General features: G+C 47.1%; 21 protein-coding genes. 1 reads left to right on the top strand and 20 read right to left on the bottom strand.

Annotated features, from left to right (window positions below; translation table 11 throughout):
- Window positions 1-11 precede the first annotated feature (11 nt).
- The 12 genes from DWY84_RS12890 to DWY84_RS12945 form a co-directional block, all read right to left on the bottom strand.
- The gene (locus tag DWY84_RS12890) at window positions 12-914 is read right to left on the bottom strand and encodes a LysR family transcriptional regulator (RefSeq protein ID WP_118533786.1); all 903 of its coding nucleotides are present in this window, start codon (window positions 912-914) and stop codon (window positions 12-14) included.
- 111 nt (window positions 915-1,025) lie between these two features.
- Window positions 1,026-1,943 carry an orotidine-5'-phosphate decarboxylase gene (pyrF, locus tag DWY84_RS12895; RefSeq protein ID WP_118533787.1) on the bottom strand — a complete coding sequence of 306 codons (918 nt, stop codon included), beginning with the start codon at window positions 1,941-1,943 and terminating at the stop codon, window positions 1,026-1,028.
- A gap of 40 nt (window positions 1,944-1,983) precedes the next feature.
- Entirely contained in the window at window positions 1,984-3,351 is a 1,368-nt protein-coding gene (locus DWY84_RS12900; RefSeq protein WP_118533804.1) for a solute carrier family 23 protein, read from the bottom strand.
- A 40-nt stretch (window positions 3,352-3,391) separates the two neighbouring features.
- Window positions 3,392-4,333: a carbamate kinase gene (gene arcC / locus DWY84_RS12905; RefSeq protein ID WP_118533788.1), complete on the bottom strand. Its 942-nt coding sequence runs from the start codon at window positions 4,331-4,333 to the stop codon at window positions 3,392-3,394.
- A 19-nt stretch (window positions 4,334-4,352) separates the two neighbouring features.
- Window positions 4,353-5,765: a TIGR00366 family protein gene (locus DWY84_RS12910; RefSeq protein ID WP_178716528.1), complete on the bottom strand. Its 1,413-nt coding sequence runs from the start codon at window positions 5,763-5,765 to the stop codon at window positions 4,353-4,355.
- 92 nt (window positions 5,766-5,857) lie between these two features.
- Complete coding sequence (locus DWY84_RS12915) at window positions 5,858-6,559, bottom strand: DUF6198 family protein (RefSeq protein WP_118533790.1); 702 nt, start codon at window positions 6,557-6,559, stop codon at window positions 5,858-5,860.
- A 22-nt stretch (window positions 6,560-6,581) separates the two neighbouring features.
- Window positions 6,582-7,784 carry an amidohydrolase family protein gene (locus DWY84_RS12920; protein ID WP_118533791.1) on the bottom strand — a complete coding sequence of 401 codons (1,203 nt, stop codon included), beginning with the start codon at window positions 7,782-7,784 and terminating at the stop codon, window positions 6,582-6,584.
- 39 nt (window positions 7,785-7,823) lie between these two features.
- The gene (locus DWY84_RS12925; protein WP_118533792.1) at window positions 7,824-9,230 is read right to left on the bottom strand and encodes an amidohydrolase family protein; all 1,407 of its coding nucleotides are present in this window, start codon (window positions 9,228-9,230) and stop codon (window positions 7,824-7,826) included.
- A gap of 67 nt (window positions 9,231-9,297) precedes the next feature.
- Window positions 9,298-10,098, bottom strand: coding sequence for a cyclase family protein (locus tag DWY84_RS12930; RefSeq protein WP_118533793.1), 801 nt, complete (start codon window positions 10,096-10,098; stop codon window positions 9,298-9,300).
- 39 nt (window positions 10,099-10,137) lie between these two features.
- Complete coding sequence (locus DWY84_RS12935) at window positions 10,138-11,565, bottom strand: DUF1116 domain-containing protein (protein WP_118533794.1); 1,428 nt, start codon at window positions 11,563-11,565, stop codon at window positions 10,138-10,140.
- A gap of 15 nt (window positions 11,566-11,580) precedes the next feature.
- Entirely contained in the window at window positions 11,581-13,137 is a 1,557-nt protein-coding gene (gene fdrA, locus DWY84_RS12940; protein ID WP_243024855.1) for an acyl-CoA synthetase FdrA, read from the bottom strand.
- The gene (locus tag DWY84_RS12945) at window positions 13,124-13,996 is read right to left on the bottom strand and encodes a DUF2877 domain-containing protein (protein WP_118533796.1); all 873 of its coding nucleotides are present in this window, start codon (window positions 13,994-13,996) and stop codon (window positions 13,124-13,126) included. The genes fdrA and DWY84_RS12945 overlap by 14 nt, the downstream gene beginning before the upstream one ends.
- A 180-nt stretch (window positions 13,997-14,176) precedes the next feature.
- On the opposite strand from DWY84_RS12945, the gene DWY84_RS12950 reads away from it, so the two are divergent.
- The gene (locus DWY84_RS12950; protein WP_182431750.1) at window positions 14,177-15,778 is read left to right on the top strand and encodes a PucR family transcriptional regulator; all 1,602 of its coding nucleotides are present in this window, start codon (window positions 14,177-14,179) and stop codon (window positions 15,776-15,778) included.
- On the opposite strand, the gene DWY84_RS12955 is transcribed toward DWY84_RS12950, so the two are convergent.
- The 8 genes from DWY84_RS12955 to DWY84_RS17580 all read right to left on the bottom strand — a co-directional run.
- On the bottom strand, window positions 15,775-16,305 hold the full coding sequence (locus DWY84_RS12955; RefSeq protein ID WP_118533798.1) for a nitroreductase family protein: 531 nt from the start codon (window positions 16,303-16,305) through the stop codon (window positions 15,775-15,777). The genes DWY84_RS12950 and DWY84_RS12955 overlap by 4 nt on opposite strands.
- A 34-nt stretch (window positions 16,306-16,339) precedes the next feature.
- On the bottom strand, window positions 16,340-16,597 hold the full coding sequence (locus DWY84_RS17455; protein WP_178716517.1) for a hypothetical protein: 258 nt from the start codon (window positions 16,595-16,597) through the stop codon (window positions 16,340-16,342).
- A gap of 89 nt (window positions 16,598-16,686) precedes the next feature.
- Window positions 16,687-16,905 carry a 4Fe-4S binding protein gene (locus tag DWY84_RS12960; protein WP_178716521.1) on the bottom strand — a complete coding sequence of 73 codons (219 nt, stop codon included), beginning with the start codon at window positions 16,903-16,905 and terminating at the stop codon, window positions 16,687-16,689.
- A complete protein-coding gene (locus DWY84_RS12965) occupies window positions 16,902-18,128 on the bottom strand; it encodes an AI-2E family transporter (protein WP_243024856.1) in 1,227 nt (408 codons plus the stop codon). Before DWY84_RS12965 ends, DWY84_RS12960 begins: the two co-directional genes overlap by 4 nt.
- Window positions 18,128-20,749, bottom strand: coding sequence for a cation-translocating P-type ATPase (locus tag DWY84_RS12970; protein WP_118533800.1), 2,622 nt, complete (start codon window positions 20,747-20,749; stop codon window positions 18,128-18,130). The genes DWY84_RS12965 and DWY84_RS12970 overlap by 1 nt, the downstream gene beginning before the upstream one ends.
- A 262-nt stretch (window positions 20,750-21,011) precedes the next feature.
- On the bottom strand, window positions 21,012-23,168 hold the full coding sequence (locus DWY84_RS12975) for an ATP-binding protein (protein WP_178716519.1): 2,157 nt from the start codon (window positions 23,166-23,168) through the stop codon (window positions 21,012-21,014).
- 206 nt (window positions 23,169-23,374) lie between these two features.
- Window positions 23,375-24,064, bottom strand: coding sequence for a response regulator transcription factor (locus DWY84_RS12980; RefSeq protein WP_118533802.1), 690 nt, complete (start codon window positions 24,062-24,064; stop codon window positions 23,375-23,377).
- A 214-nt stretch (window positions 24,065-24,278) separates the two neighbouring features.
- The coding region (locus tag DWY84_RS17580) for a hypothetical protein (RefSeq protein WP_207665132.1) at window positions 24,279-24,482 on the bottom strand (204 nt) is incomplete at its 5' end.

The following is a 24,482-nucleotide window of genomic DNA, read 5'->3' on the forward strand; positions in this document are numbered from 1 at the left end:
CGGTTTTTATATTAGTCTACCGCAAAACGTTTCAGTGCTTCTATGTAATGCATGGCAAATTTTCCCGGCACCACCTGTTTATGCGTGATATATCCGATTTCCATATAATCATCTGCCTCCAGCGGCACCGCTACAATGTCCCTGCCATTCAGGGTTTCATTGATCACACCACTGCAGATGGTGTAGCCATTTAAGCCGATCAGCAAGTTAAACAATGTTGCCCGGTCACAGACCCGGATGTCTTTCCGGCTCTCCAGCGTACTTAAAATCTCCTCGGAAAAATAGAACGCATTGTGATCTCCCTGCTCGTAGGAAAGCCTCGGATATGGCTCCAGATCCTGCAGAGTGATCTTTTCCCGCTTGGCCAGCGGATTTCCCGATCCGACAAACACATGAGGCTTTGCCAGAAACAGCCGTTCAAATTTCAGATTATGCTCCTTGAAGGTTTTTCGCAGAACGTTCTCGTTAAACTGGTTTAAATAGAGCACCCCAATCTCACTTTTCAGCTTTGCCACATCCTCAATGATCTCATAGGTCTGGGTCTCCCGGAGCCGGAAATCGTAAGTCTTACCTCCGTAAGTCTTGAGCAGTTCCACAAAGGCCTCCACCGCGAAGGAATAATGCTGGGTAGAGACACAGAACTGATGACGCACCGGAGCCGCGCCGGAATAACGTTCCTCCATCAGGCTTGTCTGGGTAATGACCTGTCTGGCATAGCCGAGAAATTCCTCACCCTCCGAAGTCAGGATAATTCCCTTGTTGGTTCTCTGGAAGATGGTAATGCCAAACTCATGCTCCAGTTCCCGGATAGCTGCCGTCAGACTGGGCTGGGAAATATACAGCTTTTCAGCTGCCCTGCTGATGCTCCCGGCCTTCGCGGTCTCTACGATGTATTTTAGCTGTGTCAGTGTCATAGGTGTGTCCTCAAATTTCATAAATTATGATTTTTCTTTTAATTCTACCACATTCCACTGAAAAATAAAATTTTGTTTTCTCCTCTGTACACTGCTGTGCCCTGCTCTGTCTTACAGAACACTGTTAATATCTGCAGCCATATCAACAACTGCCTGTCTAGATGCTTCTGCGAAGTGCTCTGCACCAAACTTTGCGTATTTCTCCTGACGATACGCTGCAATAATGCCGCGTGAAGAATTGACAATTGCTCCAAGTCCATCTTCATTGAAACAATTCTTTAAATCTTTTGCCGTACCGCCCTGTGCACCATAACCAGGTACCAGGAAGTAGGTTTTTGGCATGAGTTTTCTTAAAATAACGCTCATCTCCGGGTAGGTTGCTCCTACGACCGCTCCGACATTACTGTATGCGCCATCCATAGATATCCTGCCCCACTCGACCACCCTGTCAGCAATATGCTCATAAAGCGGTTTACCATCAATCAGCCTATCCTGAAACTCCCCACTGGAGGGGTTCGAGGTTTTTACCAACACAAAAATGCCTTTATCCTCTGCATTGCAAACATCAATAAAAGGTTTTACTCCGTCACTTCCCAGATACGGGTTCACAGTAATAAAATCTGTATTGAATATAGAACAACTATTGTTTCCAACTTTCACTCTGCCCAGATGAGCTGATGCGTATGCTGCTGAGGTAGAACCGATATCGCCGCGTTTTGCGTCAGCAATAACCACAAGGCCTTTCTCATGGCAATATTTCACAGTCCTGTCATATGCCTTCAATCCTTCAATGCCAAACTGCTCGTACATGGCAATCTGTGGCTTCACAGCCGGAATCAGGTCCCAGGTATGATCCACGATCTCCTTATTAAAATTCCAGATAGCATCTGCTGCTCCTTCTAACGTCTCACCAAACTCTCTGAAGGACTTCTTTAAAATATATTCCGGAATATAATTTAACATCGGATCCAGTCCAACACAGATCGGTGCCTTTGTTTTCTGAATCTTTTCAATTAATTTCTGAATCATGGTCTTCTCCTTAGCAGCACGTACAACGTACCACATTCTTTTATTTTTCTTTATCCCGTAAAACAAAATTCAGCAATACATTCAGTCCCACACCACAAAGTACAGCAATAAAAACCGGTGAGGTGCACAACATATTTAAAAATGGAGGAAGGCTGTCTGCCCACTCTTTATAAGTAGATGTACACTGATACGGAAGCATAACTGCCAGCGTCAGAGTAATTCCTGCTACCAGCGTATTTCTCAGGGTTCTCGGTGATGACACAATGGAGTCAATTCCAGAAAACATAATGGAAGCCGCAGAGATCAGGAACACTGCCCCAATAACCGGTTTCGGAATTCCGGCAAGAATATATGCCATTTTCGGGCAAAAGCCATACAACAGGAATAAAACACCTGCATATTGGGTTACCCGCCTGGATGCCACGCCGGTAGCTGCAACAATGCCAATATTCTGCGTGTAGGAAGTACACGGCAAGCCTCCAAAGAGGGCTGTAATCATGCAGCCTAGTCCGCTGGCCATGATTCCTTTATCAATATGTTTCACACGGTAAATCTCATCACAGGCTGCGCAGGTTGCCGCATAATCCCCGACAGATTCAAAAATAGCTCCCATATAGCCGCTGAATCCACCAATAATGGCCGCTGCCGTAAACGTGATTACTGCGTTTGGCTGTCCTGACAGCCCTGTAAATGGAAATAAACGTGGAATCTTTATCCACGGTGCGGCATAAACTGCATTCCAGTCAAAAATTCCCAGAAATGAAGAAACCACAACTCCGACGATAACAACCGTAATAAGGATAAAGCCCTGGGATACCATTCCTTTCGTTTTAAATTTCAGTATAAGCGCCAACAAAAACGAAATCAGCGCAAGAACCAGATATAATGGTTCCTGTCTGGAAAAAGTCCACTGAACCGCGATTCTCGCTGCGACAAACCCAATTGCTGTCACCACAGAACCAACTACTACCGGAGGAAGGAAAGCTCTTACCTTGCTTACTGTCTTTGTAATTCCGAGGATTGTCTGAATCAAACCTCCAATCAGCGAGGCTCCCCACACTGCTGGCAGACCGTAAACAGCCGCAATGTTTCCCATGGATGACATAAGTGCGGAAGAGGATCCCTGAACAATGGGAAGGCGGTTACCTACCGTTGTCTGTAAAAATGTGCAGATTCCCATACAGAAGAAACATGCGCAAAGCAACGTCGGAACAAAATCCGGCTGGTCAATTCCTGCTAAAGAGGCAAACCCTGCTGCCCACATAAACGGTGTAAAATCTACCAGAGTAATCTGCAATGCAAAAAGAACGGCCTTCCAGCATGGTTTTGGCACATCCTCAATTCCATATGCAATTTCAATATTTGATTCAGGCTGTTCTTCAAAAACCGGCTGTTCTGGATTATACATAAAATCTCTCCCTTCCCATTTTAAATCTTCCTGTTCTTTATTAAACCATAGATATTTCTGTTCCAGTCCGGCCTTCAATTCCTTCTTCCGCTTTTTCAAGAAGCGTAATCAAAGCCTTTCTTCCATGACCGGATTTTGCAAAGGCGACCGCTGCCTCTACTTTCGGAAGCATGGAGCCCGGAGCAAACTGCCCATCCTCTATATAAAATTCTGCTTCTCTTACACTCATATGTTCCAGCCATTTTTGCCTTGGTGTGCCGTAAAAAATCGCAACTTTTTCAACAGCTGTTAAAATAATCAGGTAATCTGCATTTAACTCTTCCGCAAGTTTTTCTGAAGCAAAGTCTTTATCGATAATGGCTTCTGTTCCAAAATATCCGTCTTCCTCTTTTACTACCGGAACGCCTCCGCCTCCGCAGGCAATCACAATCTGTCCGTCTTCTACCATTTTCCGGATCGATTCCAGTTCCAGAATCTGCTGCGGCTTTGGAGACGGAACAACTCTGCGGATGCCTCTTCCTGCATCCTCCGCAAACTCAAATCCTCTTTCTTTTCTCAGAACTTCTGCCTCTGCTTCGGTGACATACGCACCAATCGGCTTAGATGGATTTTTAAACGCATCATCATTTGGATTTACTTCCACCTGCGTAAGAATGGTTGTAATGGACTTTAAAATTCCACATTTCTCGAGTTCATTGCGCAGTGCCCTCTGCAGATCCAGTCCGATATAGCCCTGGCTCATTGCAGTGCACACAGACAGCGGACAAAGCTCATAATGCTCCGGATCCTGCTTATGCAAAGCAGTCATTGCCTTCTGGATCATTCCGACCTGTGGTCCATTTCCATGTGAAATTACAACCTGATGACCGGCCCGAACCAGTCCGGCTACGGCCTTTGCAGTTCCTTTTACTACCTCTGCCTGCTCGGAAATTGTCTTACCAAGTGCATTTCCTCCCAGAGCTATCACAATTCGTTTTCCCATAATTCTTCTCCATTCGTTTTTATAAAAATAGTAATCCTACGGATATAATCACCAGAAGTGCCAGCAGACAAATCACACAATATCCCATAACATCCCTGACTTTCAGTTTTGCGACTTCCAGTACCGGAATCAGCCAGAACGGCTGAAGCAGATTACAGCAGGAATTGCCCCAGGAAAGTGCCATTGCTGCCTTTCCTTCCGACACAGCCGGCATAAAGCTCTGGACTGCCTGCATTACAATCGGCCCCTGAACCGCCCACTGGGCTCCGCCGCTTGGTACAAACAGCTTTACGATCACCGCGCTCAGGCAAGTGAAGAGCGGAAAGGTCTGCACATTGGAAATATGTACAAAAAATCCGGCAATCACCTGTGCGATGGAAACACCGGTTGAACCGCCGTGATAGCTGATCAATCCGGCAATTCCGGCATAAAACGGCATCTGAAGCACAACGCCAACCGCTCCGCCCAGAGATTTTTTTACTGCCGCTACCGTACGTACAGGAGTTTTATACATTGCGATCGATGCAAACAGAAAGATCATATTCACCTGGTTAATAGAAAGTGAAAATGACTGTTTTTTGATATAAAGAGAATCTACAAAACTCCAGATTACGCAGAAAAAGCCAATAAACGCAATCAGACCATTTAAAAGTACAGATGTTTCCAACTTTTCAGCCGGCGTCATCTCACTGCGTGGCCTGTACTGTTTTTCCACCGTCTCCTCAGCGAAGATTGCCGGATCCACAGTTTTTGTTTTTTCAGGAGACGGATGCATAGCCGTAATCAAAAGGCACAGCACAATTGCTCCTACCAGATAAATAAACAGATTGTATGGCGCAAATACCGTTTCACGAAATGGAATTCCCGTTGTACTCCATACCCCATCAAATGTCCAGCCTCCGGCAACATTGAGTGCAATCGTTCCGGATATTCCTACCAGGCAAAACGCGTTTCCAACATAAGCGGCCGCTACCAGAAGCGGATAATGAATTCCCTTTACCTGCTTTGCCACTTCCTGTGCCAGGACCGCGCATACAATCAAAGCGGCTCCCCACTGTAAAAAATACGCGACCATACCCACTGCGGAAACTAAAAGCAGTGCCTGTCTCGGAGTTTTCGGAATAGACGCAATCTTTACGATGATGCGGTGAACCGGTTCTGTATTGGCAAACATCGTTCCCGTCACCACAATCAGAACCATCTGCATCCCAAAGCCAAGAAGATTCCAGAAACCGCCATACCAGCCATCGTACACCAGATTCACCAGCCGATCCACCACGGTAATTCCCTCTGCCGGCGCAATTCCTGTAACTGGAACCGCAACCACAAACAGGATTACCGTAAGAAGCAGCACCAGAATATACGCATCCGGAAGAAAACGGCTGATTAATGCCACACTGCCATCTACCAGTGCATCAAATATTTTTTTCACAATTTTCACCTCGTTCTGCCCAAAAGTTTCCAATTTCCTGGTTCTAAGATTTTACAAGTAGAGCCGCCCTGTTTATAAGGCAGCTCTCACTTTTAATTCATAATCTTCTGAAATTTCTGGTAAAACTCCGGGAATGAAGAATCAAAACTTCCGGCACGATCCAGCATTTTTCCAAAAAAGCCGATCAGCGGAGCATTTACGATTGTTGCAAGAACTGTGTTTAATCCGACCATATTAAAAGCAAACCGGCGGAATAACACCAGCATAAGAACTACTGCAATCAAAAGCGCTGACAGATCAAACAGCCATTTCACTTTTGTCATATCTTTCTGATACGTATCCGTTACATCCTTTACGAACATTTCATAAGCTTCCTGAGGAAGATACGTTCTCAGGAAAAAAGCTATGGCCAGTGAAGTGATCAGAATTCCAAAAACACAAGCCATTCCGCGCTGCCAGTATACGGTATACTGTTCCGAACCTAATACAACATACCACAGATCCAAAATATTTCCGTAAATAAACGCCGTAACAAAAGATAACAGATACTTCCACTTAAAGCGCCGCACAGCAAAGGCCAGCACGATCAGCAGCAATCCCTGAAAGATATACTCTGATTTTCCAAAAGTAAACCAGGGAATTGTTTCTGAAATACGCAAATAAAGCACATAGGCCGGTGCAACTACCATTGACACGCCAAATCCGCTTTTCGCCGACAGGCAGACCCCCAGTGGGCACAGAATTATTCCCAGGACATACGCAATCTCTGCAAATCTTCCTTTCTTATTTTCCATATGCTTCTCCTTTTTGAAGCTGTTACTTTACGGTAATATCAACGCCGTTCTTAATAACATAAGCCGGTGCTGTGTGATGCCAGATTGCATGGTATACATCTTCGTCCTGAAGTACTACCAGATCTGCATCTCCGCCTTCTTTCAGTTCATGGTTTTTGATTCCAAGAACCTTTGCGGCGCTTGTTGTGATCATGTCGTAAAGCAGCTCCATATCGTCGAAGCTTACCATGTGGAGTAAATGGCTTGCCAGGAAAGCTACCTGAAGCATATTGCACTCACCGTATGGATAGTAAGCATCTGCTATATCATCCTGTCCAAGAGCAACCGGCACGCCTGCCTTCAGAAGGTCTTTGACTCTTGCATGCAGCGGGCCGGTATGCGGATCGGATACCACACCAATCTGGGCTTTCTTTAAGAGGGAAACGAGCTTTCTGAAGTAGTTCTCCGGATACAGCTCCATGGCACGGCAATGCTGTGCGGTTGCTCTTCCCTGCCAGCCCATCTCGATGACCTTTTTGCATAACATCTCCAGGGTTCTCTCCTCTGCATCACCTACATCGTCCAGAAGCATGGAAATGTCTTTGTCATACTCTTTTGCGTAGTTACACATAGAATTTACATGGTCTAACTCCTCTTCTTCAGTGAACTCGATCCACGGGATTCCGCCTACTACATCGGCACCAAGATCCATAGCCTGTTTGATCAGTTCTTTTGCTCCCGGCTCTCTGGCAACACCATCCTGCGGAAATGCAACGACCTGAATATCCAGGCGGTCCTTATATTCCTCTCTTCCACGGATAACACCTTTTACGCCTTCCAGTCTGGCTTTGCTGTCCACATCTGCAAATGCGCGGATATGGGTATTGCCGTATTTCACAGCAAGATCGCATGCCTTACGGACATTCTCAATGATCCACTTTTCATCATAGCATGCCTTGAAATCTGCTGCTCTCTCGATGGAAGTCATAGCACCGCCCATGTTATTGTCGTTGTACTCTTTTAATGCAGCCTGTCCGGCCATTTCCAGAGTATAAACCTTACACAGATGAAGGTGTCCGTTTACAAAGGACTCGGTTACCAGGTTTCCTTTTGCATCGATAACCTGCTTTGCCTCGCCCTCTACTGCAGACGCGATTGCCGTGATCTTTCCGTTCTCAATTCCGATCTCAACTAATTCTTTTCCGGTATTTCTTGTTTTTGCGTTCGTAATCTTAATATCCAGCATATGTAAACCTCCATTATTTTACATGATTCAACATTTTTGCTAACCAATATCCTCTTTCAGACTTTCAATCCTTGCGGATGCCCTGGTGAGAAGATCTTTTCCTACCTGGTTTACGTAGTCACGCTTCTCCTCTTCGCTTACCTTTGTAAGTTTTCCAGAAGATACTACTAATTCCCCATTTACTACTACATTTTTAACAAGACGAGGATCGCCGCTCTCTACAATGCATGCCACCGGATCATAGCATCCGCCTGCATAAGTCAGCTGATTCCAGTCCATCTGGGCGAAATCTGCTGCCATTCCAGGTGCCAGATAACCGATGTCATCCCGTCCAAGAACTTTTGCTCCGCCTGCCGTTGCCATATACAGATAATCATCCGGTGTTGCCGCCTTATCACCCCAGGTAAGACGATTTAACAGATATGCGCACCTGATTTCCTCCAGCATATTCGATGAATTGCTGCTGGCAGCTCCATCTACACCAAGACCAATTCTTGTGAGACCGTGTTCCAGATAAGAAGGCACCGGACATGCACCGGAACTTAAAAGCATATTAGAGATCGGGCAATGTGCCACTCCGGTTCCGGTCTCTGCCATCTGCGCAATTTCTTCTTCATTCAAATGAATGCAGTGGGCAAAATAAAACCGTTTGCCGAGCAAACGGTGCCGTTTAAACCACTCAAATGGCCGGCAACCCCAAGTCTTCAGCGTATATTCCACCTCATGCTGGCTCTCTGCCAGATGACCGTGAACCATAATGTCATACTCTTCTGCCAGATCTACTACAGCTTCAATGATATCTTCCGTTTCATACTGGGCAATGCTCGGAGCGATGCCAACCTGGCACATGGAAAAACGGGACCGGTCATGATATTTTTTCACCAGTCTGATCGTGTCTTCCACAACACTCTCTTTTGTATCCACAACTTCTGGCGGTACAATACTGCTAGGTACAGAGTGGAATCCTCTGGTCGGATGGAAACGGATTCCAATTTCTGCCGCGGCCTCAATTTCCGCGTCAACCAGATATTTTACTCCCACAGGATGCGGATACCAAAGATCATTGGATGTCGTACATCCAGTTTTAAGCATATCTCCCAGACCAGAATAAACACCAGCACGAGCCACATCCGTATTCAGATCTTTATAGATCTCATACATAACAGTCAGCCACGGTTCCAGCTTCAGTCCTCTTGTTGCCTGGATATTGCGGATCAGAGACTGCCATGTATGATGATGCACATTTACAAAACCCGGAAGAATCACCGTTCCTTCTGCCTCTACCACATGGTCAATCTTTAATGTTCCTTCATATTTTTTCTCCAGATCCGTTCCTACATCCAGAATTTCTTTTCCTGAAATCAGCAGATCACCATGACGGATTTTTTCTCTTTTCTCGTTCATGGTAATGATCCAGTCAGCATTTTTATATAGCGTTGTCCCCATACAGACTCCTCCTTTTCGTTCAGAGGGTTCCCCCACGAAACCCTCTGAACCGGCCTGTTACTGTTCTTTATACATCCTCGAAACCATCGAATGCCACGATACGGCTGATGCAGCTTTCTCCATCCTGGAACTTCCACGGGAAGCATCCGATTACAACACGCTTGTTGGACAACTTATCGATCTCACCTCCCATGCACTCTGCATGGATTGCCTCATACGGCTGGCCAAACAACTCTAAATGCATTGCCTGGTAATGCTCCGGCCACGGATAAATCTCATTTAAGGATTTGCCATATTTCTTGCGGAAAATAGCGTCGCACTTTTCAGCCTCCATCGGCTCCCAGTCACGGATCTTAGTATTCATCGGATGATCTGCGGAACCGCAGTCAACTCCCAGCCATTTAATCTTCTTTTCACGTACCCACTTGATAAAATCAAGAGACGGACCCGGGTGACGCAGCATATAGCGGCGCTCATCTGCCTCCGGCTGGTCAAATCCATACTTATGATAACCAGTGTTGATGATCAGGATATCTCCCTCACGTACCTCAACGCGCTTCTCGATATCTTCCGGGGTATAGATGCCGAAATCCTCTGCCATATCAGACAAATCAACTACAACACCCGGTGCACACAGCTTGGTTAATTCCAGAGCTGCAATATCTCTTCCTGCGGTGTCGAAATGACGCGGGCCATCCAGATGGGTTCCTACATGATTGGAATGGGTCACAAGCTGTCCGTTTGCTCCATTCGGTGCCAGACGCTTGAAATACTTCACCTGAAGCGGCTCATAGGTTGGCCACGGCGGAGTACTGATTCCAATCGGAATACTTAAATCGTAGATTTTGATGTCAGACCACTTACTCATAATTATAAATCCTCCTTAATATATAAATATTTTTATTATCTAGTTTGTCCATGCTTTTGCGCATGCTTCGATGGCTTTTGTAAAACAGCCTTCCGGCGGATTTACAAGACCTGCTCCAATCTGTCCAACGCCGTAATCCTTGTGAGCAATACCAGTATTGATGATCGGGCGGATTCCAGTCTCCAAAACCTTTACAATGTCGATTCCAGTTGCGCTGCCTCTGAAGTCCAGTACCGGAATTTTATAGGCATTTCCTTCCCCTTCTGTAATCTCGTACATCTGAGAAGAGTAGTTGATCGCATCCTGAACCTGGCCTCCTACAAACTGTACGATAGCTGGTGAAGCTGCCATACAGAATCCGCCAATTCCGGTTGTTTCTGTAATACAGCTATCTCCGATATCCGGATTTGCGTCCGCTTCGGAATATCCCGGGAAATAAAGGCCGCGGATATATTCGGACGGTGCCGTAAACCACTGGTCTGCGCCAAGTCCGGAAATCCGGATGCCAAATTCCACACCATTTCTGCACATGGTAGAAACAATGGTGCTGTACGGAATTCCCAGAGTCGGATCCATCGTAGCTTTACAGGACGGCATAGACAGATTCAGAAATGCATGGTCATTTCCATTGATAAATGCAATTGCCTCCTGCTGCTGCTCCAGCGGAAAATGGGTCTTGTAAACATCCGAAAGAATCTCACGGATAAACAAGGACGTGCCAGCCTTATTTCTGTTGTGCCCCTCGTCTCCCATCTGCAGAGCCTGCGCAATCATAACTTTCATATCGATCTCGCCATGGATTTCCAGTGCTTCTTTCAGTACCGGATAATAAACCTTTTCCATCTTTCTCAGGCGGTCAAATACCTCTTCATCACAAGCTCCAAACCGCAGTACCTTTCCAAGTCCTTCGTTCATAGTGCAGTACGCATCATTTCCGAAAGTTTTGTTTACCACATGCCATACCGGCATAGAATAAGTAACAATACCAACCATCGGACCTACTGCATTGTGATGATGGCAGGAATCAAAGGTAATCTTTCCGCTTCCGGCCAGTTCTTCCGCTTCCTTCATATCCTTTGCCAGTCCCTCATAGATCAGGCCGCCCATAACAGCGCCTTTCATAGGACCGCACATGTCCTCCCACTTCACTGGCGGGCCAGCATGAAGGATCGTCGTTTTGGTCATGCCAGGAATTGCTTCTCCGGCAGTTGACATTCCTACCAGCGCCGGCTGAGCCGCAAGGATTCTGCGAAGTGCCTCCTTGTTTGCGGCTGCGATCTTCTCTGCCAGATTCGGATCCTTTAACTGTTTTAAATAACCGGCAATCTTTTTATCTCCGCCAGCCACCGGTTTCCACGCAACATGGACCGATTTGACATTCTGCTTTTTCAGGTCCTGATAAAAAGACTCAATACCGAAATTGACTACGCATAATTCTTTCTCAAATAACTCATTTACCTTGCTCATGTTCTTCCTCCTCCCCTACAGATTTTTCGTGATCAGTTCTACAAATCTCGCTGCCTGTGCATTGGACGGAAGTACAATTGCCCCTGCTCCTGCCAGTTGGAGAGATGTTGCTGTACGGTTTTGCGGATCACCCTCTGTGCCGCATACAGTAGCTACCACAGACAGGTAACGGCCTTCTTTTGCTGCCAGTTCCTTTGCCTTCCGAATCGCATCGGATAAATCCTTTGCCGGATCCTCGTGGGAACCATAGCCAATCACACAGTCTACCAGGATCACAGCGGTTTCCGGATCCTTTGCCTCCTCGACCACACGCTCTGCTCTAAGGGATGGATCAATCATCGGATGCGGACGGCCAACAGTAAACTCATCATCTCCGAAATCCAGGAAAGTATTTTCCCGTGACTTTCCATTTCTTGCGTTTTCCAGTTTATCTTCCGCTTTCAGCGGGATATTGGAATAAATATGTCCCATACTTCCGATCAGAAGTTTCATTGCCTCATCGCAAATGGTTCCGCCGGTATAAAGGCCTCTCACATATTTCTGCCCCTGGATCATGCCGGCTCTTTCCTCTGCGGCCAGCGCTTCCGCTTTCTTAAGGCCCATGGTGAAATCTTCAAAATCCGATACAGCCTCTCCCTTTGCCAGTGCCACTGCCTTATGCGCTGCATCTTCCAGCGATACTGCTGCATATAATCCGGCTTTTTTAATTTTCTCTGCGTCACCGCCAATGAAGCAGACTACAACCGGCTTGCCAGCATTAGCAGCAATCTTTAAAATCTGATCCTCCACATCCTTTGCCGGCGGTTTAGACACCAGCACAATAATCTCTGTCTTCGGATCTTCAATTAGTGCGTTCAGGCACTGCTTCATCATGATTCCGCCAATCTCACTCTTTAAATCTCTTCCACCAGTTCCGAGGAGCTGGGAAACACCTTCACCAAGCTGGTCGATAATAGTGGAAACTTCCTGCGCACCGGTTCCGGATGCACACACAAGACCGATTTTTCCAGGCTTAATCACATTTGCAAATGCAAGCGGTACATGATTGATAACTGCGGTTCCGCAATCTGGACCCATCATCAGGAGTTCTTTGGATACTGCGTACTCTTTCAGTGCTTTTTCTTCCTCGATGGTGACATTATCACTGAACAGCATAACGTTGATATCACGATCCAGGCAGTCTTTTGCAACATCTGCCGCAAAACGTCCCGGAACTGAAATCACTGCCATGTTCAGATTTTTTTCCACTTTTATGGCTCCATCCAGAGTCGGCGGGAAATACTCTGCCTTGCTTTTTTCTGCTTTCTTGTTCAGCAGTTCATCTACCTTTTCCACTACTTTTTTGAAGCAGTTCTCGTCATCACAATCCGCTGCCACAAAAAAGTCATTTGCGGTTACATCCTCAAAGCCGTCTGCATCTAAGCCAAGATTTCCCGCAATCTCACGGTTCAGATCCGTTCCCATGCCTACCAGTGCTTCGGAAACACCTGACAGATTTTTTACATCTTTCGAGATGATCATCAGGGTTACTGAATCGTAATAGGTGTTTTTTCTGATTTCAAGCTTTACCACATCTGTTTCCTCCCATCTTATTGCTATCGATAACTCCATAATACATGCCGGTCAGGAAATCACATCCTGAGCTGCTTCCGAAACAGGCAACACGTTTCAGCGCTGTGCGAATCTGTTCTGTGTCGCAGTTTGCAAATCCTTCCAGAAGACCAAGAACATCCTCTGAAAACATTCCTTCGCCCGCATGTTTCAACAAAGATCCACTGACATCGTTTGTTCTGGATGCCGCTGCACCGGTGACTGTTTCCGCAAACCCTTCCCAGGGATAATTCTCTGGCCACGATACTATATAGCCACAGAGAAAATCATCGGAAGAAGGTGTCAGGCCCGGCCCTCCTCCAGCCAGCTGCCCTGCCGCATACACCGCTGTTTCCCGTTCCCCATTCTGCACTGCTTCTCGAAAGGCTTCGATCCTCGATGCAAGAAAAGCGGAAAACACATCCTCTGTTCTTCCTTCAATTAACCCATGAATTCCTTTTTCCTCCTGATGTGAAAGAAAACTTCGGATGAAATTGGCTGCTACCGGATTCAGGATCTCACTCTGCCTTTTCTTCAGATTCAGAATCTCAAACGTTTCAAACTCAAACACCTGATAAGTTCCAATCCAGAGCCCCTGCAGATTTAACCGCATTTCTGTTCCCCTGGAACGTACCAGTTCTTTCACAAACATGAAATCACCGCTCCAGTCGAGATTTAGGGAAAAAGGCTGAAGGCTCTTTTCTTTTGCAAGAAAGGTAACCAGGCCGTTTTCATATGCCATATTCATGGCTCTGTGAAAACAGGAATGTAAAGTTCCTTCCAGTGTCTGTTCCGACAGCGCTTCGTATAAGCGGCTGCAGATCCGAACCCGCACCTTCATTTTCCACTCCTCCCTTCTCCGTCTTGTGAACTCTTCACAATATTTTTTGTTTGCTTTGTTTTTTATCTTTGTTATGTTTCATATTATAATCACTAATTTTGTCATTTTCTATGTTGACTGTTCACAATAAACTTCTTATACTTTTGGTAAGCGTTTCAATTTTGAATGGAGGAAGCCCAGATGAACTACTATATTGAAGAAGCCTATTACCCAACCGTAAAGGAGCTTTTAAAACTCCCTATTTTTTCGACCAGCTATCTTGCTGCCGGTGAAAGTGGGTTAAACCGCACTGTTTCCGGCATTAACTTAAGCGACAACCCTGATTACGGACAGTGGATTTCCCCGGGTGAACTGATGATATCCACCTGTTTTTCTGTCTATCAGGACCCTGATGCCATGAATGCCTATATTCCTACTTTAGTGCAAAACCAGATGGCCGCATTCTGCATCAAACCTTCACAATACCTCGACAACGTTGTTCCCCCCATTATGATCCAACAAGCCAATGAAGCTGGCTTTCCGCTCATTGTACTTCCGCCCGACATGCAGTTTTCCCGTATTACCCAGGTACTTTCCGACGAACTGACCCGTCGCCGGACTGCGCTTTTGCGAAATACCCTTTCTGTAAACCAGATGCTGACCCAGACCATCACCGAGGGAGCCAATCTAGATGAGATTGCTTTCATGATTTCCCAGCTTACCGGCGGCAGTATCCTCATTGTAGACAGCGTCAACAACCGCCACAGTATCTTTCTTAAGGAAGAAGACCGCAGCGATTTTAAGGCAGACTCCGAATCTCAGATGATCAATACACTTATCCAGCGCTCCCAGGCGCACGATCTGACATTAGGGGACCACTCCTACGGCTGCCTTTATATCTGCAACCCGACCCAGTCTCCGGCGCTTCCCCCGGAGCTTTTATCGCAGGTTCTCACCGCCATTCCACTGGAAATCACGCGGGAACAAAGTGTCCGGGAACAGGGAGATTCTCTTTTCACCAGTTTTCTACTCCATCTTCTATCAGACCCTATCGTAGACCATCAGCTTGAACAAACCCGCGCCGATGAATTTAAGCTCACACTCGCTGACAACCACCTAATTCTGCGTTTAAAAACACAGATTCAGGATGAAAAAAATCAATATAAAAAAAATTTTCAGCACACACTCCTTATGGGCAATATCCGTTCTGTTTTTTCAAGGTTGGGACTGGACGTACGGATTGTCCCTACTTCCGATGATTACCTGATCCTGCTGAACGCCCCTGCATCCAGTTCTGATCTGGAACATTTATCACACCATATTCCAAAGCTGATCACATCACTTGCCCAGGAATATCCGGATCTTCATATTTCTGCCGGCTGTGGCCGCCCTCACCCGGGTATCCGCGGAATCGTCCAGAGCGATACTGAAGCCCGCACCGCACTGCGCACTGCGCTGCTGAACCAACAGACTGTTCTTGATTTTGAAAATCTCGGTCTGTTACGTCTTTTGTACGCTGCGGACCCAGAAAAAGAAACCAGCCTATTCGTCCAGGAACTGCTTGGTCCGCTGATTGAAACCGATTACCAGAAACACACAGATCTCTTAAAGACTCTGGATTATTATTTTGAATATGCCGGAAATGTAAAAAGAATCTCAGAAGAAATGTTTACGCATTACAATACCATTGCGTACCGCATCAAGAGTATCCAGGAAATTACAAAAAAAGACCTCCATAACAGGAATGATCATTTCCTGCTGGAGGCCGCTGTCTATCTTTATAAATTTAAGGTCCGGTTTTAACGTACTTCTACGATATAACCTTCTTTGCGGGGAGCTGCTTTCGGCTCCTCGCCTTCCAGGTATCCAAGTGCCACTGCACCGACACCTCTTAAGTTTTCCGGAAGATTCCACTGTTTCAGAAGCTTCTTTCCTTCTTCACTGTCAAAAATTTCTTTTTCCCTGTGTACCCATACACTGGAAACATCACATGCTTTTGCTGCCAGCATCAGATAGCAAAGTACGTTTGTACCATCTTCCACCCAAGTGCTCTTGCTGCCATCTGCCAGAACCAACGCAATAGCCGGTGCTCCATAGAACGGATCTGCATTCTCATCTCCCATGATCTTCGCGTTCAGATGCGCAATGTGATCTCGCATGGTTTTATCTGTAACTGCAATGATGACCGGTGACTGTCTCCCACCGCCTGTCGGTGCATAAGTTGCAGTCTCCAGAATCTCCTGCAATACATCTTCCGGGATCATAAGATCCTTTTTATAACTGCGCACAGAGCGTCTTTCCTTCATGATTTTCAACAGTTCCTGTTTCATGATCCTCATCCTCTCTTTGGGTTTTCTTTTAAGTTCATTGTAACAAATAAACTTTACAAATGTTCCCAAAAGAAAGGCTTTGAAATTGTGAAGTTTTATTTTCCGGTCCCAATCCACTTTCCCATTCATCCAGCGCGGCTTTCTCGTACTCGTCCAGTTCCTGTTTCCGCTCCGTCTGCCATGTCATCTCCTTCACCACCAGGCGGGCATCTGCTGCCATGTAAGGACAGTGCAGCACCTGTCCGGAACCGACACTGTTGTTTTCCGGCCAGTATGCCTTGATGTGTTCCATGCGGCAGGGCTCATAGCCTCAGGCAACCGCAAAGAATTCCAATTTGCTTTTTCTGCTAACTTCCAGCCCTGCTTCCGTTCATTTTCTCACTACTGATCCGCTTCGCTTCCCTTGGCCACCGCCCCGATCGGACAGATCTCATAACAGATTCCGCAGCCATCGCAAAAACGTAAATCGATCCGGTAATGTCCCTGACGCGGCACCAGCGCATGAAGTTGGCATTTCTGAGCGCATCGCCCGCAGCGGGTACAGCTGTCCAAAATATAGTATCCTGCTTTTTCCTTATGGGATTCCATTTTGTTTGTCATTTCGCTGCTCCTTCCTGCAATTTCTTTTCCGCATCCATCCATTCCTGCGCGGTATATTCTTCCACCGCTGTCGTTGTCACCCGTTTTATATGTTTTTCCTTCAGTCGCAGATACACAACTTCCCTGAAAACAGTATAACAAACAGATGCAAGCGGAATAAAGATGAGCATCCCCGCAATTCCCATAAGATTTCCGCCGATGGTAACTGCAGCAAGAACCCAGATGGACGGAAGTCCGACGGAACCTCCGACCACATGCGGATAGATCAGATTCCCTTCGATCTGCTGAAGCAGCAGAAATACAAGGATAAACAGCATTGCCTGCTTCGGACTTACCATAAAAATCAGAAAACAGCCCAATGCGCATCCGATAAACGCGCCAAAGATTGGGATCAATGCCGTAAAGGCGATCAGGATTCCGATCAGCAGTGCATAGGGCATTTTCAAGATGCTTAACGTGACGGCAAACATGCTTCCGAGGATCACAGCCTCTAAGCACTGTCCTGTAAGGAAATTGGCAAATGTCCGATAAATCAGGGAACAGATTTTAAGGAGTGCATTTGCTTTCTGTTTGGAAAGAAACGCAAAACATACCTTTCTTATCTGTATGTGTAATTGTTCTTTCTGAAAAAGAATATAGCAGGCAAAGGAAAATGCAATGAAAAAGGTGGCAAGTCCGCTGACGATCGAGCTCACTGCTGACATGGTCGTGCTCATCATATTCCCTGCTCCGCTGCCAAGAATGCTGATTCCCCACTGAATGGCCTGATCTGGCTGAAACTGGATCTGATTTACATAATTCATAATACTCTGGTTATTATGTGAAAAATCCCGAATCCAGCTTTGCATCTGCGGAATAAAATCGGCAATGCTCATCATCAGTGTTCCCATAGTCCGGGTGAGCTGCGGGATCACGCCAAACATCACCAGTACCATGACACCGACAGCCAGTATCATGGTCAGAAGAAGGCTTACCGGTCTGGCAAGCTTTTTGCTTTTTTTCTTTCCGGCTTTGATCTTCCCAAAGATCATCTTTTCCAGAAAGCTCATTGGCACGTTGATGACAAAAGCAATTGCGCCTCCCAGTGCAAAGGGGAATAGGATTCCCCATATTGTTTTCAGCACATCGATCACAACTTCAAATTTCCACAACGCAGCTGCCAGCAGTGCTGTGAAAATGATCAGTTCCCGAATTTTTTTCATAGATAGCTTACTGAAATCCATTATCTTTCTCCACTTTTTCCTAATTTCGTACGAATCCACTTCAGCAACTGAATGATCGGAAGACTGGCAAAGGCATACAGATATACGCAGCCGAGCTGTCCCGGATTGAGAGTCTCCACCTGAAATACACGATGAAGGCCGGGAACAGTCAATACTGCGGTGATCAGTACTGCGCCGAGCATAAAGGCTCCCTGCAGCCATGGATTGTTAAAGAACCGTTTTGTAAAGATAACCGGATGATCCGACTTACAGTTAAATCCATGGAACAGGCGTGCCAGGCAAAGTGTTCCGAAAGCATACGTACTGCCAAGCAGTGCGCCATCCTGGTGATATCCTGTCAAAAATGCGATCATTGTCATCGCACCGATCACAAAGCCCTCCAGACCGATTTTGCCGAGGAAATCCTTTGTCAGTATTGATTCGTCCGCTGATCTTGGTTTCTCATTCATCACATCACTGTCAGAAGGCTCCACGCCAAGTGCGATGGCTGGAAGGCTATCCGTCAGAAGATTAATAAACAACAGGTGTACCGGTGCGAACGGAACCGGAAGTCCTGCGACTGATGCATACAGAACCGCTAAAATTGCTCCAAAATTTCCCGACAAAAGGAACTGGATCGCATACTGAATGTTTCGATATAAATTTCGTCCATTTTCTACTGCTTTTACAATGGTTGCAAAATTATCATCGGTAAGCACCATGGCGGCAGCATCCTTTGCCACCTCGGTCCCGGTGATTCCCATTGCGACACCGATGTCCGCCTGCTTCAACGCCGGAGCATCATTCACACCGTCTCCGGTCATTGCAACGATCATTCCTTTTTCCTGCCATGCACGGACGATACGGATTTTATGCTCCGGGGAAACCCTTGCATACACAGATATATCCGGGACAAAATCCTTCAGCTCCTCATCACTCATTTTCTCGATATCCGCACCCTCGCAGGCTTCCGATAAATCATGCAGGATTCCAATTCTTTTTGCTATGGCCGCTGCCGTAATTTTATGATCTCCTGTGATCATGACCGGCCGGATTCCTGCTTTGATGCATTCTGCGACGGCGGCCTTTGATTCTTTTCTCGGCGGATCCATCATGGCAATGAGGCCGAGAAATACGAGATGAGCCTCATCCTTTGCTGTTAATACATGCTCCTTTGGAATTTCGCGATAGGTGAATGCCAGTACACGCAGGCCTTCCATTGAAAAATCACGGTTCTGCTGCTGTATGGTTTCTTTATCTGCTTCTGTGATTTCGCGGATTCCGTCTTTTGTCCAAATCCGTTCCGTCAGCTCCAGCAGACGGTCGACTGCTCCTTTTACGATCATCCGGTTTTCACCGTTTATCCTGTGAAGTGTTGACATCATCTTGCGGTCACTGTCAAACGGAAGCTCTCCTTCCCTCGGATAGCGGTTCCGTACGCTTGCGGCCTCGATTCCGTACCGGCTTCCCAAATTAATCAATGCGGTTTCTGTCGGATCCCCGATCTCTACTCCGTTTTCATTCGTCGAATCATTACATAAAATACTGCACTCCAGAAGATAGTTCTGTGCCGGATCTGCTATGTCAATCTCTGCTGCCGGGATTCGTTTTCCTTCTACATAGTAATCCTCAACCGTCATTTTATTCTGTGTCAGTGTTCCTGTTTTATCCGAGCAGATAACGGAAACACTTCCAAGACCTTCCACTGCCTGCAGTTTTCGGATGATCGCATGCTCCTTTGCCATCTTCTGTGTTCCGAAAGAAAGGACAATGGTTACGATCGAGCTTAACGCTTCCGGAATTGCCGCAACCGCCAGTGCTACGGCAAACATGAATGCACTGCTGATCTTTTCCCCGCGAAATACGTTGATCGCAAATAACATCCCGCAGAATACCAGGATCAAAACGGATAATTTCTTTCCAAACTCTTCCAGGCTCACCTGTAACGGAGTCTGCTTTTCGGAAGTTGACTTCAAAAGTCCTGCAATCTTTCCAACCTCCGTCTGCATTCCTATGTCCGTTACTACCGCCTTTCCGCGTCCATATGTCACAAAGCTGCCGGAAAAGAGCATATTGGTCCGATCTCCCAGTGGAGCCTCTGCCAAAATAGCCTCTAAGCTCTTTTCGACCGCAAGGCTCTCTCCGGTAAGAGCACTCTCATCAACCTTAAGACTTGCATTTTCAATCAGCCTTGCGTCCGCCGGGATCATGTCGCCTGCTTCCACCAGGATCACGTCTCCAACCACCAGCTCTCTTGCCGGAAGCTGGATCGTGGAACCATCACGCAGTACCTTGGCCTGCGGTCCTGCAAGCTTCTTTAAGCTCTGCAGAGACTGCTCCGCTTTTATGGTCTGCACAGTGCCCAGGATCGCATTGATCGTGATCACGATCAAGATCACGGCCGCGCTTTCCTCATCGCCAAGCATACCGGATATAATGGCCGATGCAATTAAGATCAGTACCAGAAAATCCTTATACTGTTCCAGGAAAATCTGCGGGATACTTTTCTTCTTTCCCTCTGCAAGTTCATTCCAGCCACACCTTTCCCGAGATTTTCCGGCCTGCTCACTGGTGAGACCTGTCTCTCTGCTTTCCACACGATCCAGAACCTCTTTCACCGTTTGCTGATAAAATTCCTTCATCATTTCTGCCTCCTCTTTCTAAGCATTTGTCCGCTGTATTTCTTATGCAATGAAGGCTTTTCGATAAAAAAGAGACCTTTATTGCACAATAATAATGCAATAAAAGTCTCACCGTTTCTTTGTGACACCGGATGCTTCCATCGTACTGACGACATCACAAACGCAGATTACCAGCGTAGGTTACTCCCCTTTATTAAGCTCATCATATACCAAAAACCGTGCGGATGTCAAGATGCTTTTTAACACCGCGCAGCCTCATCACCTACACCAGCAGCTCCGCAAATTCTTCCCGAAACTCTGCTTTCAGCATAAACCGGTCGATCATGCCGTTGTTTAAATACCATTCAAAATCAGGTCCGCTCTGCTCCGCAATAAGGATCAGGCGGATTTCCGGGTTAATACGGCGGATGACCTCGCACAGCTCAATGCCGTTCATGGTTGGAAGCGTATACTCCGCGATCACCAGCTCATATGCATCCGGATTTTTCTGAATCCGGTCAATCAGTGCCGCCGGATGTGCATACAGATCTACTGTTTTCTGCTTTTCGGCTGATAATCCCTTCCAGCTTTTTTCCGACGCTTCCCGGGAGACAATGGCAATCCTTCGTACCTGTTTTAAGCGTTTTCGGCTGTCCTTTTCTGTCTCAGATCGGCTCTGGGGGATTTCCAGAATAAAGGTCGTTCCGACATCTGCCCCGCTCTCCACCCGGATGCTTCCGCCAACGGATGTGACGATATTCTGAACCACAGAAAGACCAAGCCCGGTTCCCTGTCTGGAACCTTTTGTGGTGTAAAACGGTTCAAAAATTTTCTGCATGGCATCATTCCCGATACCGCAGCCCGTGTCGGAAACCTGCAGGCAGATCGTGTCGGGATCTTTCGCGCGCAGACGGATCCAAAGCTCTTTTCGTTCCGTTTTTTCCATGGCCTGAAACGCATTTTTGCAGAGGTTCATCAGGATATGCTCTGCCATACGTTTTCGCCCCAACGCATAAAGGGGTTCTTTTGTGAGCTCCGTTTTTACCGTGATCGCGGCCGGAGCCAGCTGCCTCACAACAGAAACCGCATGCTCCACCTCTTCCGTAAAATTCAGCAGCTCCAGGCGCACGCCGGTGTCCTGCCTGGAAAATGCCAGCAGCTCTCTGGAAAGGTTCGATGCCTTATCCACTGCTTCCGTAATTTCATGGATCATCTCCTGATTTTCTGCTGAAATGGAATCGTCATTTTCCAGAAGCTCCGCATAGATCAGCACGGGGGTCATGTAATTGTTGAACTCATGGGCAATATGGCTGGCCATCATGCCGAGGGACTGGATCCGCTGGTAATGCCGGATTTCATTGTTTTTCTGTGCCAGCATCTCCATGCCCTGATTGATCTCTTTTAAATAGGTGATTTCCTTCTGCTGAGTTTCCGCCAGAAAACGGTTTTTCAACAGAATGACCGTAGCTACAACCAGGAGCAGGATATACAGAAGTACTGCGCCGGTCAGCATGGTCATCATACTGTCCAGCGGCCTGGAAAGTTCCTGCACCGGAATCGTGGAATTGACGATCCAGCGCTCTCCCTGAATGTAAATGGACTGGAATGCCACCACGCGCTGTACTCTGGAAAGTCCCGGATCATCCCAGACATAGGTGTCGATCACACCGGTACCGGAGGTGTCCTGCGCCTGCTTTTTAATCCAGGCATTCATGCTGCTCAGATCCAGCTCCGGGTATTTTTTCATACGGTCATCAAATGCCTCCAGACCAATCTGATCCTTGGCGTGATGCATGATGATGCACATGTTCTGATCTTTGACACTGGAATAACCGTCTCTTCCAATTTTGACCGGAGCAATGATCTTTTGATAGATGGTTTCCAGATTCATGGCAAAGGTCAGTATACAGATTCCGTTCTCCGAAGGAACTTCCTTCCGGATATAAAGTTCATACCAGCCGGTCTGGCCGGAAATTGCCTTGCCAAAAATCCGGGAGGGCTGATCCGGAAGCTGATTTTTACCTTGCCGGATAGCTTCTTCTGCCTGCTCCCGAACTGCTTCTTTCCCCGGCTCGTACCGCAGGCTTGTCCCATCCGATTCCGTCACTGTAATCCAGTTATATAGGCCTCCGTTTTCCTTCAGAAAATACGCGGTCCGGGTCTCAATATCCTCCGGCGGCATGTTATTCTCAGAATCCGCCTCCTGCGCATAAAACAGGTCAATCTGTTTTAACTGCTCATCCAGATAGGTATTCAGATTGTTTCCAATGATTCCGGCCATCGTTAAGAGCTGGCTTTCCTCCGTCTGGATCACCTGTTTCCGGTACTGGCGGTAAAACCAGGAACCTGCAAATGCCATGGCCAGTGACAAAAGCAGCAGCAGGCATGCTGCCGTAAGCTCTGTTTTCCGTTTTCTGACGATTCTTCGGAATTTCTGCATCCTTCGTCTTTCCTTTCTTCCTGCATCCCCTGAAATGTCAAGCCACATCCGTGTATTTCAGTCCGATCCTGCTTCACACGTTACTGTTTACGCGTTGCGCAAACAGTAACGGATTTTGCCGATGCTTCGCATTCCAAATCGGCAAAATCTGCTGCCACCACGATATCATACGGCATTTTCAGTTCAGAAAATGCCTACCCGCGTACTCACACACTCAGCACATATCCGATTCCGCGCACCGTCTTCAGATACTGCGGCTGCTTCGGATCATCCTCAATCTTGTTCCGTATCCGCTTCACATAAACCGTGATGGTGTTATCGTCCACCACGGCCTCATTCCAGACCTGGATGTAAAGCTGTTCTTTTGTAAATACCTGTCCCGGATGCTCCATCAGGAACCGGAACAAGGTCATTTCCCTCGCCGTGAAATTCAGCGGTTCTCCGTTTTTCAGGCACTCCATTTTCAGGGTATCTACCGCAAACGGCCCTTTCCGGATTCCGCTCTCCGCGCCGCCCTGACTGTAGATCTGGCTGCGGCGGATCAGGGCCTTGGCCGTCTGGATCAGAACCGCCGTGTGAAAAGGTTTGGTAAGGTAGCTGTCCGCACCGAATCCAAGTCCCAGCACCTGGTCCATCTCATCGGATTTTCCAGACAGCATCATGACCGGCGTGTGGTCCCCCGCCGCCCGCATGGCCTGCAGCACCTCATAGCCGCCCACACGCTCCATCATCACATCCAGAATCACCAGATGAAACTGCTGCTTTTTCAGAAGCTCCAGCGCCTCACTTCCATCGGAGGCTTCCGTCACCTGCATCCCCTCCCGGGTCAGGGCCGTGCGCACCGCCAGGCGGATGGCACGCTCATCATCCACCAGTAAAATTCTTTCTGTATTCATACACATCTCCCTCATTCTATCTGGCCTAATTATATCATAATATAGCAAGAATAGTCACAAAAGGTCCGAAGCAGGCCGGGGTGGTAGCCCGCTGCGCAAAATAGAAGTGCTGTGTTCGGACGATGTGGCTGACAGACGTTTGCGGATAGTCGGACAAGATGTCCGCCTCCCGAAAACGTCAGTCGCCACATAGCCGGACACGTTGCACTTCTATTTATGCTACGCAGGATACCACCCCGGCCTGCTTCTGCTTTCCTGCTATTCTACGGTAATAAAAAACACAGCCAGAATGGTACTGGTAAAAAGCTGAAATTTCCGACTTTTTATCAATACCGTTCTGGCTGATTTTATTTTTCTCGTAGCGGGGCCAATACAGTAGAAGCCGGTTATCCCGACATTCCGCGGAGCATAAATATGG

Source organism: Clostridium sp. AF27-2AA (genome assembly GCF_003478505.1).
In the GTDB taxonomy this organism is placed as follows: domain Bacteria; phylum Bacillota; class Clostridia; order Lachnospirales; family Lachnospiraceae; genus Brotaphodocola.